12 protein-coding genes and 1 riboswitch are annotated in these 11,704 nt (G+C 71.4%); of the genes, 8 read left to right on the top strand and 4 right to left on the bottom strand.

Features of this window, described 5'->3' with window-relative positions:
* The first annotated feature begins 4 nt into the window (after positions 1-4).
* From mqnE to PS467_RS23410, 5 genes are all read left to right on the top strand, one after another.
* On the top strand, positions 5-1,198 hold the full coding sequence (gene mqnE, locus PS467_RS23390) for an aminofutalosine synthase MqnE (RefSeq protein ID WP_268973622.1): 1,194 nt from the start codon (positions 5-7) through the stop codon (positions 1,196-1,198).
* 159 nt (positions 1,199-1,357) lie between these two features.
* Positions 1,358-2,017 (top strand): UdgX family uracil-DNA binding protein, encoded by a 660-nt coding sequence (locus tag PS467_RS23395; RefSeq protein WP_268973623.1) that lies wholly within the window; start codon positions 1,358-1,360, stop codon positions 2,015-2,017.
* A gap of 67 nt (positions 2,018-2,084) precedes the next feature.
* A complete protein-coding gene (locus tag PS467_RS23400) occupies positions 2,085-2,609 on the top strand; it encodes a GNAT family N-acetyltransferase (protein WP_311036892.1) in 525 nt (174 codons plus the stop codon).
* 84 nt (positions 2,610-2,693) lie between these two features.
* The gene (locus tag PS467_RS23405) at positions 2,694-2,981 is read left to right on the top strand and encodes a DUF4229 domain-containing protein (RefSeq protein ID WP_268973625.1); all 288 of its coding nucleotides are present in this window, start codon (positions 2,694-2,696) and stop codon (positions 2,979-2,981) included.
* Between the two features lie 347 nt (positions 2,982-3,328).
* The gene (locus PS467_RS23410) at positions 3,329-4,654 is read left to right on the top strand and encodes a dicarboxylate/amino acid:cation symporter (protein ID WP_311036893.1); all 1,326 of its coding nucleotides are present in this window, start codon (positions 3,329-3,331) and stop codon (positions 4,652-4,654) included.
* 56 nt (positions 4,655-4,710) lie between these two features.
* Here PS467_RS23410 and PS467_RS23415 read toward each other — a convergent pair whose 3' ends face one another.
* Positions 4,711-5,031 (bottom strand): DMT family transporter, encoded by a 321-nt coding sequence (locus tag PS467_RS23415; RefSeq protein ID WP_311036894.1) that lies wholly within the window; start codon positions 5,029-5,031, stop codon positions 4,711-4,713.
* Positions 5,032-5,062: 31 nt separating this feature from the next.
* Positions 5,063-5,127, bottom strand: a riboswitch (guanidine-III (ykkC-III) riboswitch).
* An 8-nt stretch (positions 5,128-5,135) separates the two neighbouring features.
* Positions 5,136-6,122 carry an alpha/beta hydrolase gene (locus tag PS467_RS23420; protein WP_311036895.1) on the bottom strand — a complete coding sequence of 329 codons (987 nt, stop codon included), beginning with the start codon at positions 6,120-6,122 and terminating at the stop codon, positions 5,136-5,138.
* A 132-nt stretch (positions 6,123-6,254) separates the two neighbouring features.
* Between PS467_RS23420 and PS467_RS23425 the strand changes: the two genes are divergently transcribed.
* On the top strand, positions 6,255-6,959 hold the full coding sequence (locus PS467_RS23425; protein WP_311036896.1) for a TetR/AcrR family transcriptional regulator: 705 nt from the start codon (positions 6,255-6,257) through the stop codon (positions 6,957-6,959).
* 28 nt (positions 6,960-6,987) lie between these two features.
* Here the strand turns inward: PS467_RS23425 and PS467_RS23430 are convergent, their stop codons facing one another.
* Positions 6,988-8,148 (bottom strand): lipase family protein, encoded by a 1,161-nt coding sequence (locus tag PS467_RS23430; protein ID WP_311036897.1) that lies wholly within the window; start codon positions 8,146-8,148, stop codon positions 6,988-6,990.
* Between the two features lie 225 nt (positions 8,149-8,373).
* Complete coding sequence (locus PS467_RS23435; RefSeq protein ID WP_009715975.1) at positions 8,374-8,577, bottom strand: cold-shock protein; 204 nt, start codon at positions 8,575-8,577, stop codon at positions 8,374-8,376.
* Positions 8,578-8,933: 356 nt separating this feature from the next.
* Between PS467_RS23435 and PS467_RS23440 the strand changes: the two genes are divergently transcribed.
* Both PS467_RS23440 and PS467_RS23445 read left to right on the top strand, forming a co-directional pair.
* Entirely contained in the window at positions 8,934-9,791 is an 858-nt protein-coding gene (locus tag PS467_RS23440) for a menaquinone biosynthetic enzyme MqnA/MqnD family protein (protein WP_432280754.1), read from the top strand.
* A 119-nt stretch (positions 9,792-9,910) separates the two neighbouring features.
* Positions 9,911-11,677, top strand: coding sequence for a serine/threonine-protein kinase (locus PS467_RS23445; RefSeq protein WP_311036898.1), 1,767 nt, complete (start codon positions 9,911-9,913; stop codon positions 11,675-11,677).
* Positions 11,678-11,704 lie beyond the last annotated feature (27 nt).

Below are 11,704 nucleotides of genomic sequence, written 5' to 3' on the forward strand. Positions count from 1 at the left end.
ACGTATGGGAGGTGACCGCGTGACGGCGACCACACACGACGCGGGTTTCAAACGGGAGTTGGAAGAGAAGGTCCGCGCGGGTGAGCGGCTCTCCCGGGAGGACGGCATCGCCCTCTACGAGTCCGACGACCTGGCCTGGCTCGGCGGTCTCGCCCACGAGGTGCGCACCCGTAAGAACGGCGACGTCGTGCACTTCAACGTCAACCGTCACCTCAACATGACGAACGTGTGCACCGCGTCCTGCGCGTACTGCTCCTTCCAGCGCAAGCCCGGCGAGAAGGACGCGTACACGATGCGCATCGAGGAGGCCGTCCGCCTCGCCAAGGCGATGGAGAACGAGAACCTCACCGAGCTCCACATCGTCAACGGCCTGCACCCCACCCTCCCCTGGCGCTACTACCCGCGGTCGCTCAGGGCGCTCAAGGAGGCCCTTCCGCAGGTCTCGCTGAAGGCCTTCACCGCCACCGAGATCCACCACTTCGAGAAGATCTCCGGACTGTCCGCCTCCGAGATCCTCGACGAGCTGATCGACGCCGGGCTGGAGTCGCTCACCGGCGGCGGCGCCGAGATCTTCGACTGGGAGGTCCGGCAGCACATCGTCGACCACGAGACCCACTGGGAGGACTGGTCGCGCATCCACCGGCTCGCGCACGAGAAGGGCCTCAAGACCCCGTGCACGATGCTCTACGGACATATCGAGGAGCCCCGCCACCGGGTGGACCACGTGCTGCGGCTGCGTGAGCTCCAGGACGAGACCGGCGGCTTCCAGGTCTTCATCCCGCTGCGCTACCAGCACGACTTCGTGGACATGAAGGACGGCAAGATCCGCAACCGGCTCCAGGCCCGCACCACCATGGCCACCGGCGCGGAGGCGCTGAAGACCTTCGCGGTCTCGCGGCTGCTGTTCGACAACGTGCCGCATGTGAAGGTCTTCTGGGTGATGCACGGCGTGCGGACCGCACAGCTCGCGCTCAACCACGGCGCGGACGACATGGACGGCTCGGTCGTCGAGTACAAGATCACCCACGACGCCGACAACTACGGGACGCCCAACAAGCTCACCCGTGACGATCTGCTCGAGCTGATCCAGGACGCCGGCTTCCGGCCGGTGGAGCGGAACACCCGCTACGAGATCATCCGCGAGTACCAGGGTCCGGACCCGGCCCGGCGCGAGGCCCCGCAGCCGATGCGGGTCTGACCCGTCCCGCCCGCCGCGGGTGTGGTCCGTCCCGCCCGCTGCGGGTCTGACCCGTCTCGCCCGCCGCGGGTGTGGCCCGCCCGCTGTGGGTATGGCCCGTCCCGCCCGCCGCCCGGCGGCCCGATGTCTGACGGCCGCCGAGCGGGGCACCCGGGGCCCATGGCCGGTACGAAGAGCCCCGAGGACGCGTACACCGCCGCCCCCTTCGTCCCGGAGGGCGCCGACCTGGGCGCGCTCCGGGAGGCGGCGGCCGGATGCCACGGCTGCCCGCTGCACCGCGCCGCCACCCGCACGGTCTTCGGCGCCGGAGACCCGGCCGCCCGGGTCCTGCTCGTCGGCGAGCAGCCGGGCGACCAGGAGGACCGGCAGGGCAAGCCCTTCGTGGGCCCGGCGGGCAAGGTCCTCGACCGGGCCCTGGACGAGGCCGGGATCGACCCGGACGAGACATACATCACCAACGCCGTCAAACACTTCAAGTTCACCCACGTCCCCGAACGCGGCAAGCGGCGCATCCACAAGCCGCCGAGCCTGCGCGAGATCTCCGCCTGCGGGCCGTGGCTCGAGGCCGAGGTGGAATTGATCGAGCCCGAGGTGATCGTGGCGCTCGGCGCCACGGCGGGGAAGGCGCTGCTGGGCCCGTCGTTCCGGGTGACCAAGCAGCGCGGGACGCGGCTGGAGAGCGACGCGTCGGGACCGGCGCGCGGTGGGCTGGTCGTCCCCACGATCCACCCGTCGGCGGTGCTGCGGGCCGATGACCGGGAGGCGGTCTACGGGGGCCTGGTGGCGGACCTGAGGGTCGCGGCGGAGGTGCTCGGCTAGCCGGCCACCGCCCCGTAAGGGGTTCGCGCGGCGAGGGCGCCGACCGCCCGTAGGTATCGTCGGCCGCATGTCCCTGCGCTTCGAACTCGACCCCGAGACCACCCCTGAGCTGCTCGACTCCATCTGCGCCCTGTGGGCCGACGTCTCGAACGCGGGGGGCGCCGTCGGCTTCCTGCCGCCCGTGGTCAAGGACGACGTACGGCCCGATCTGCTCAAGCACCTCGCCGCGATGGCGGAGGGCCGCAGCCGCCTGCTCATCGGCCGCGACCAGGGCGGCGCGGTGGCCGCCACCGCCTTCTTCACCTTCAACACCCACCGGCTGATGCGCCACTGGTGCTGGCTCTACACCGTGATGGTGCACCCCTCCCACCAGGGCAAGGGGCAGGGCCGCGCCCTTATGGCCGCCGCCGAGGGCGCCGCCCGCGGTATGGACGGCATCCAGGGCATCCGGCTCACCTGCCGCGGCGGCACCGGGGCAAACCGCTTCTACGAGGCGTGCGGCTACAAGGAGGTCGGGCGGGTGCCCGAGGCGATCAGGGTCGCGGACGACGACTTCCGGGACGACGTCACCATGTGGCTGCCGCTGAATTGATCGAAAACCGGGCGTGGTTCACTGGGAGGACAGGTTTTCCCAGCGGAAGCCCCAGCAGAAGCCCCAGCAGAGAGAGGACGACTCGTGTCCTTCACGCCGAGCGCCGCGTTCCGCTACACCCTCATGCGCCTGGGCATCTTCGTCGGCTCCTTCCTGGCCATCTGGGCCCTGGTCTACTTCCGGGTGCTGCCCTCCGGCCTCGGCGACTCCAACCTCTTCTGGGTGGCGCTGCTCGCGCTGGTCGTCTCCGCGCCGCTCAGCTGGGTCATGCTGCGCAAGCCACGGGAGGCCATGGCCGTCCAGGTCGCCGAGAAGGTGGACCGCGCCAAGGAGCGGCTGGCCGCGAACCAGAGCCAGGAGGACGGCGTCTGACCGGCGCGGGGCTGTAACGCTCCTCACACCCCCGGCACACCGCGCGGCGCCCCTTGTGTCAGCTTCCGCTGGCAGAAGGGGCGTTGATGCGTTTCCGTCCCTCAGAAGTCAAAGAAACCCTTTGGGTTCCCCAAAGCGGCAGTGTTAACGTACTTGTCATGAAGACAGCAGCCGCGCCCCTCATCTCCGCGAGCGTTCCGCTCGTGGCGCGCCTGCACATCGATCTTTGCCGCTGCCGGTCCGCGGCCTGTCGCCGCCGCTGACCCACCTCAATGTGCAGCGGCCGGAGATCCCGTACGGACTCCTGGCTCTCTCCCCGCTCTCCTACCTCCCCCGGAGTGTGTCCGTTGTCGTCCGCCCTCAAGGCGGCCCCCCAGGGGCCGTCGTCCTTCCGCCTGCCCAAGGTGCCGTTCTGGGCCCAGATCCTGCTGGGGCTCGTCCTCGGCGTGGTGCTCGGCTGGATCGCCCGCAGCGGTGATGTCGGCTGGCTGGTCACCACGCTCGACAAGATCGGATCGATCTTCGTCCAGCTGCTGAAGCTCGCCGTCGCCCCGCTGGTGTTCTTCGCGATCCTGATCTCGATCACCAATCTGCGGAACGTCAACAACGCCGCCCGGCTGGCGACCCGCACCCTGCTGTGGTTCATGGCCACCTCGCTCATAGCCGTGGCCATCGGCCTCGCGATCGGCCTGGTCACCAACCCCGGCGCCGGCACCGACCTGACCCCCAAGGACGGTGCCAAGCCCGACCACGCGGGCTCCTGGCTGGACTTCCTCACCGGCATCGTGCCGACCGACGTCATCACGCCGTTCACCGAGCTGAACGTCCTCCAGATCGTCTTCATCGCCGCCGTCGCGGGCGTGGCCGCCCTCCAGCTCGGCGAGAAGGCCCAGCCCATCCTCACCCTGAGCCAGTCGGTGCTCGAACTGCTCCAGAAGGCCCTGTGGTGGGTCATCCGCCTCGCCCCGCTGGGCACCCTCGGCCTGATCGGCACCGCCATCGCCGACTACGGCTGGAACCTGATCGGCAAGTACGCGACCTTCACCGCCGACATCTACATCGGCTGCGCGCTGGTGATGTTCGGCGTCTACCCGCTGCTCCTCGCGACGGTCGCCAAGGTCAACCCCCTGAGCTTCTTCAAGGGCGCCTGGCCCGCCATCCAGCTCGCCTTCGTCTCCCGCTCCTCGGTCGGCACCATGCCGCTGACCCAGAAGGTCACCGAGCGCCTCGGCGTCCCCAAGGAGTACGCCTCCTTCGCGGTGCCCTTCGGCTCGACGACGAAGATGGACGGCTGCGCCTCGATCTACCCGGCGATCGCCGCGATCTTCATCGCCCAGATCTTCGACGTCCACCTCGGTGTCGGCGACTACCTCCTGATCGCCTTCGTCTCCGTGATCGGCTCCGCCGCCACCGCCGGCCTTACGGGTGCCACAGTCATGCTGACCCTGACCCTCTCCACCCTGGGCCTCCCCCTGGAGGGCGTCGGCCTGCTGATGGCCATCGACCCGGTCCTGGACATGATGCGGACCGCCACCAACGTGGCCGGGCAGTCGCTGATCCCGGTGATCGTCTCGGCCCGCGAGAAGATCCTCGACCGCGACGCCTACGCCCACGCCAGCGCGTCCCCGCTGGACGACAGCGACGAGCCGGAGCCCCGACTGGCCGCCGCGTAACGCGCCTACCGGCCGACGGTGCCCCCGGACCCCTCGAGGTCCGGGGGCACCGCCGTTCACTCGCCTGCCGTGGCCTCCAGGCCCACGATGGCCACCACCAGCAGGAGCAGGAAGAAGACCCGGGCCGGGGTGACCGGTTCGTGGAAGAGGACCATGCCCAGCAGCGCGGTGCCGACCGCGCCGATGCCGACCCAGACGCCGTAGGCCGTGCCGATGGGCAGGCTCCGCACGGCCACGCTCAGCAGCCCCATGCTCACGATCAGACCGGCGACGGTGATCACGCTGGGCCACAGCCGGGTGAAGCCGTCGCTCAGCTTCATGCCGATCGACCAGCAGATCTCGAACAGCCCGGCCGTGAGCAGCAGGACCCATGCCATGACGGCACCTCCGTGAAGTCTCTCGTTACGGGGTGCGTCGTCTTTGCGGGTCCCGGTACGGCGCGTCTCGTCGGGTGTTCCCGACCGTAGCAAACCCCGGCGCGTCAGGTGAGCGGGGCGGTGAGGAGGGGGAGGGCGCGGGTGAGTTCGCGTTCCCAGTAGGGCCAGGTGTGGGTGCCGGGGCCGTAGAGGTGGGCGGTGACGGCCAGGCCGTGGCCGCGGGCGCGGCGCAGGTAAGCGCGGGCCATCTCGCCGAGGCCGCGCTCCAGGCCGTCCTCGGGACGGTCCGGCGGGTCGAGGGGGCCCGGGGCGCCGTTGCCGCAGGCGAGGTAGAGCGGGTAGCCGCGGGGGAGCCGGGGGATGAGGGCGTACGGGTTGTGGGCGTCCCAGAGCGCGGACTGGGCGGCGGGGTCTCCCCACAGGCCCGCCGGGTCGGCGCCGTAGCCGGTAAGGATGTCCTGAACGCCGCTGGGGTCCGAGGTGGTGTGGATGACGCCGCTGAAGGAGGCCGCCGCGCGGAAGAGGCGGGGATGGCGGGCGGCGTAGCAGAGGGCGCCGAAGCCGCCCATGGACAGACCGGCGATCGCGCGGCGGCCGTTGGACCGTAAGGCGCGCTCCAGGAGGGGGCGCAGCTCGGCCAGGTGGAAGGTCTCCCAGGCGGGCGGGCCGTAGTGGCCGCCGTTCCACCAGTTCGAGTAGAAGCCGACCGGGCCGCCCTCGGGGGAGACGATCAGGGCCGGGACGTCGGCGGTGATGCCCTCGACATCGGTGTTGAGGGTCCATGCCTCCCAGCCGGGGCCCGGGTCGCAGCAGCCGTGCAGGAGATAGAGGACGGGCCAGCGGCGGTGGGGGCTGCGGTCGTAGCCGGTGGGGAGGAGGACGCGGGCATGGCCCTCGCGGCCCAGGGCGGGGGAGTCGATGGTCAGGTCCAGGACGCGTTCGCTGACGCGGTCCGCGGCGAGCAGGCGCGCGCGGTCGGCCGTCCGGCGTCCGGCGAGGGCTTCCGGGGAACGGGCTTCCGCGGGGGCGGGGAGGAGCGGTACGGCGGCCAGCGCGGTCAGCGCGGTGACGGCTCGGCGGCGGTTCGGCATCGTTCGTTCTCCTTCGCGGCGCTGCGTTGCGGAGCTGAACGGGGCACGGTGCGTGGTCAGTTGAAACTTTGATGTCGACGGGCGGCGGTGGCAAGGGCGCTGACGGCGGACCCACGTAGGCTTACCCGCGATATGTGTGCGGGGGCACGATCGAAGGGGGCGGCCTGCGTGGGCGGGGCGACGAGGAGCAAGCGCGTACCACGGGCGGTGCGGGAGCAGCAGATGCTGGACGCGGGGGTGCGGGCCTTCGCGCGCAGCGGCTACCAGAACGCCTCGATGGACGAGATCGCCGAGCTGGCCGGGGTCTCCAAACCGCTGGTCTACCTCTATCTCAACTCCAAGGAAGAGCTGTTCACGGCCTGCATACGGCGCGAGGCCGCGGCACTGGTGACCGCAGTGCGGGCCGCCGTGGAGCGGGACGCGTCCGCCGACCGGCAGTTGTGGAGCGGGCTGAGCGGCTTCTTCGCGCATACGGCCGAACATCCCGACGGATGGACGCTGTTGCACCTCCAGGCGCGTACCCAGGGGCAGCCTTACGCGCGGGAAGTGGCCGCGATGCGGGCGGAGATCGTGGCGTTCGTGACGCAGCTGATCGGGGCGGCGGCGCGGGAGCACGCACGCGGGGCGGCGCGCCCTGGGACACTCGCGGGCACCGAGGTGGCCGGGCTCGCACACGCCCTGGTGGGCGCGGCCGAGTCGCTCGCGGACTGGGCGGGGGACAGGAGAGCGGGCGGTCCCTCGGCCAAGGAGGCCGCGGCCACCTTGATGAACTTCGCGTGGGCCGGGCTGGGCAACCTCCTGCGCGGGCAGGAGTGGACGCCCGAAAGGATCGGCTGACGCGCGGTCCGGCGGGGTGGGCGCGGCGTCAGGCGCAGGTGCCCCGCGTCGGCTCGTCCGCCAGCCGGGCGGCCAGCCAGTCCAGGGCGATCGGTATCCCGGCCAGCGCCGTGTCGACATGGTCGAGCGGATAGTGCCGCCACTCCACCGGTGCGCCCAGGGCGCACCATCGGTCCCGCAGCGCCGCGCCGACCTGGTACGGGATCAGTTCGTCCGCCACGCCCTGGTAGAGGTGGACGGGGCGGTCGGGGGAACGGGTGCCCAGAGAGGACTCGCGCAGCGCGAGTTGCCAGGCCGGGCCGGCCAGCGGGTCCCTTACGGTCACCTCGGACCTGTGCCGGAAGAGCCGGGCGACGGTGCTGAGGGGGACGCAGTTCCGCTTCATGAAGTCCACATGGCCGCGGCCCCGGTCGTTGAGGTACGAGTCGAGCCGCAGCTCGGGGAAGGCCGCGTCCTGTCCGGCGAGCGCCATAAGGGCGAGCCCGGCGCCGGCCCCGCCGTCGTTGTGGGCGAGCGTGGTGGGCAGATCGGCGGGCACGCCTCCGGCGACCGTGCCCTTCAGCCGCAGCTCGGGGGCGTACGAGGCGTGCAGCTCGGCGGCCCAGCCGGCCGCCTGGCCGCCCTGTGAGTAGCCCACGACGCCCACGGGCGCGTCGGGCGAGAGCCCGGCCCCGGGGAGGCGCTGGGCGGCGCGGGCCGCGTCCAGGACGGCATGGCCCGCGGACCGGCCGACCGTATACGTGTGGTCGCCCGGGGTGCCCAGGCCCTCGTAGTCGGTGACGGCGACGGCCCAGCCGCGGCGCAGTGCGAGGTGGATCAGCTGGGCCTCGCGCACGGTGCCCTGCGGGAACCGGCCGGACACCGCGCAGCCGTCGGCGAGGCCGACGGCGCCGATGCCCCAGGTGACGAGCGGCCGGGGGCCCTGTCGGCGGTCGTCGGGGACGATGACCGTGCCGGAGACGACGTCGGGGCGGCCGGTGGCGGTGGTCGAGCGGTAGGCGATGCGCCAGGCCTTGGTCGCGGTCGCCACACCGGGCTGGGTGCGGAAGGCGGTGGGGGCCGAGCTGACGACGTCGCCCGGTCTGCCGCCGGCGTCGGCTCCGGTGGCCCGGGCGGCGGGCGGGGCAGGGGTCAGGGCCAGGACGGCGAGGGCGGCGAGGGCGGCGAGCACGGTGGTGTGGATGCGCATACGGCTCTTCCCGGTGGTTCCGCTGGAAGGGGGAGCGGATTGACGGGCCGTTACCGCTCGCCCCTCGGACGACGGTAGCCCGATCGGGTGCATATGTCAGCGGTGCGTCGCCGAACGCGTACGGTGCGTGAGCGCCTTGTCGTCCTCCACGCCGCGGGCGCGAAAAGGCAGGAGCCCCGCTTCCCGGCGAGCGGGGAGCAGGGCTCCTTGGGTGGTGCTGCTGGATCAGACGGCGCTGACGTTCTCCGCCTGCGGGCCCTTCGGGCCCTGGGTGACGTCGAAGGTCACGGCCTGGTTCTCCTCAAGAGAACGGAAGCCGCTCGCGTTGATCGCGGAGTAGTGAACGAAGACATCGGGGCCGCCGCCGTCCTGGGCGATGAAGCCGAAGCCCTTCTCGGCGTTGAACCACTTGACGGTTCCGGTAGCCATAAGCCCTCCTTGGGCCAAAGGGTTGCCCTGCTCCAGAACCTGCAAGAAGTCTGAAAACTACAAAAGCCTGCGGTTACATGCTCCGCAGGCTCTGTACTGCAAGGAAACCAAACTGCAACTTGCGGCGAGCCTAGCACGCTGCGTGTGCGCGGGGAAAGAGCCGAAGATCACGAAAACGAGGGGTTTCCCTGGCTCTTGAGGTGGATAAGGCCGCAGGTCGTGCGCCTGGTGACCAGTGAAGACAAGGCTAACGGACCACCCCGCCGCCATTCCCCGGCGTCGGCGGGGCTAGCCTCCGAGACGTGGACAATTCACCGAGTTCCCCCTCACGGAGTACACAGGACGCCCCCGAAAGCATCAGCCCTCCTGTGGGTCATCGGCTCAGCCGACCGAAGGTGGGCCACATCCAGTACCTCAATTGCATGCCCTTGTACTGGGGCCTCGCCAGGACCGGATCGCTCCTGGATTTCGAGCTCACCAAGGCATCTCCCGACGAGCTCAGCGACCTGCTGGTCCGTGGTGATCTCGACATCGGCCCGATCAGCCTCGTGGAGTATCTGCGCAGTGCCGACGATCTCGTCGCGCTGCCCGACATCGCGGTGGGCTGCGACGGACCCGTGATGTCCTGTGTGATCGTCTCGCAGCAGCCGCTGGAACGGCTGGACGGGGCGCGCGTCGCACTCGGCTCCTCCTCGCGCACCTCCGTACGCCTGGCCGAGCTGCTGCTCGCCGAGCGGTACGGGATCACTCCCGACTACTACACCTGCCCGCCCGACCTCAGCCTGATGATGCAGGAGGCCGAGGCGGCGGTGCTGATCGGCGACGCCGCGCTGCGGGCCAATCTGCACGATGCGCCCGAGCTGGGCCTCCAGGTCCACGACCTGGGGCAGATGTGGAAGGAGTGGACGGGACTCCCCTTCGTCTTCGCGGTGTGGGCGGCCCGCCGCGACTATCTGGAGCGGGAGCCGGAGATCGTCCACGCGGTGCACCAGGCGTTCCTGTCCTCGCGGAACCTCTCCCTCGAGGAGGTCGGCAAGGTCGCCGAGCAGGCGGCGCGCTGGGAGCGGCTCGAGGCGTCGGTGCTGGAGCGCTACTTCACCACCCTCGACTTCAGCCTCGGCGAGGCGCAGCTGAAGGGCATCACCGAGTTCGCCCGCCTTACGGGGCCGACGACCGGCTACCCGGCGGACGTCCGGGTCGAGCTGCTGACCTGACCTCCCGGAGACCATGGGCCTGCACCCTCCCGGAGACCATGGACCTTCACATGGGCCTTCAGTGGACGGCGGGTACACCGCCTAAGCTGGACCGGCTCACGGAGGGGGAGGCAAACGCGATGGATCCGCTGGGAGCGGACGACCCGCAGGTCATCGGCGCGTACCGGCTGCTGGGACGGCTCGGTTCGGGCGGTATGGGCCGGGTCTTCGTGGGACGCAGCGCGGGCGGGCGCACGGTCGCGGTCAAGGTCGTGCACGCCCATTTCGCGCTGGACGAGGAGTTCCGCGCCCGCTTCCGGCGCGAGGTCGACGCCGCGCGCCGGGTCGGCGGCGCCTTCACCGCACCAGTGCTCGACGCCGACCCGGAGGCACGCGTTCCGTGGGTGGCCACCGGCTATGTGGCGGGCCCCCCGCTCAGCCAGGCCGTGGCCGACGAGGGCCCGCTGCCCGAGTCGTCGGTGCGGGCCCTGGGCGCGGGGCTCGCGGAGGCGCTGGCCGCGGTGCACGCCCTCGGCCTGGTCCACCGCGACGTCAAACCCTCCAATGTGCTGCTCGCGCTCGACGGTCCGCGTCTGATCGACTTCGGTATCGCGCGCGCCACCGAGGGCACCGTGTCGCTGACCTCGACCGGTGCCTCCATCGGCTCGCCCGGCTATATGGCGCCCGAGCAGATCCTGGGCGAGAACGTTGGCGGCCCCGCCGATGTCTTCTCCCTCGGCGCGGTGCTGGCGTACGCGGCGACCGGTGAGCCGCCGTTCCCGGGGGACAGCTCGGCCGCGCTGCTCTACAAGGTGGTGCACGACGAGCCCCGGTTCGGCCCTGAGCTGACCGGGGAGCTGCGCGATCTGGTGGCCGCGTGCCTCGCCAAGAGCCCGGCCGACCGCCCCACCCCCGAGCAGATCGTGCGGCGCCTCTCCCCGGCGGACGGCGCCTCGGCGCTCGCCCGGCCGGGCTGGCTGCCGGGGGCGCTGGTCGAGCGGGTGGGCCGGCAGGTGGTGGAGCTGCTCGACCTGGAGGCGGAGACCGTGGCTCCGGCGGACGACGCCGAGCCGTCCGCCGAGGTCGCCCCGACCCCGCCGCCCACCCCCGCCCCGCCCCTGCTGGGCGCCTTCGGCCCGCCCGATCCGTCGTACGCGAACGGGCGCCCGCCCGAGCCGTCGTACGGGAACGGACCGCGGTCCGACCCGTCGTACGGGAACGGGCTGCCGTCCGAGCCGTCGTACGGGAACGGACTGCCCGCGAACGACCAGCCGGGCAGACCTCCGCTCCCCGCACCGCCGTCGTCGAAACCGGGCGGCCGCAGGGTCGCGCTCTCCGCCGCCGTCGGCGGTAAGAACCGACCCAAGGCGCTGAGCTGCACACTCGTGCTGTCCGTCGCGGGCGCGCTGGCCGTCGCGACGACCGCCGCCGTGCTCTTCAGCGTGCTGCCCGGCGACGACGGCGGCCATGACGACCAGAGCGCCGGCCGGACCCGCCCGTCCGCCACGGGAAAGGCGCCGGGGGACGGCGACACCGACACCGGTTCCGGGAGCGGCGCCGTGCCCAAGGCGTTCCTCGGCACCTGGCAGGGCGATCTGACCTCCGACTCGGGTATCCCCGTGGGCACCCTGACGATCACCTTCCGGCAGGGCCGCACGGGGCAGGACGTCGCCAGCGGCCGGGTCAAGCTGTCGGTGCTGCGCTGCGACAGCACCTGGAAGCTGGTCTCGGCGACACCGAAACAACTCCACCTGGACGCGCGCCTCAAGGGCTCCGAGCCCCAGCAGGGGTGCAGCGACGCCTCGACCGACGAGCAGTTCACCCTCACCTCCGACGACACGCTCAGCTACAAGGCGAAGGACAAGCAGGCGGGTGACCCCACGGGCACCCTTCGCAAGCTCAAATGAGCGCGGAGGCGGGGGCTCGGACGCGCG

Source organism: Streptomyces luomodiensis (genome assembly GCF_031679605.1).
GTDB classification, from domain to species: Bacteria; Actinomycetota; Actinomycetes; order Streptomycetales; family Streptomycetaceae; genus Streptomyces; species Streptomyces luomodiensis.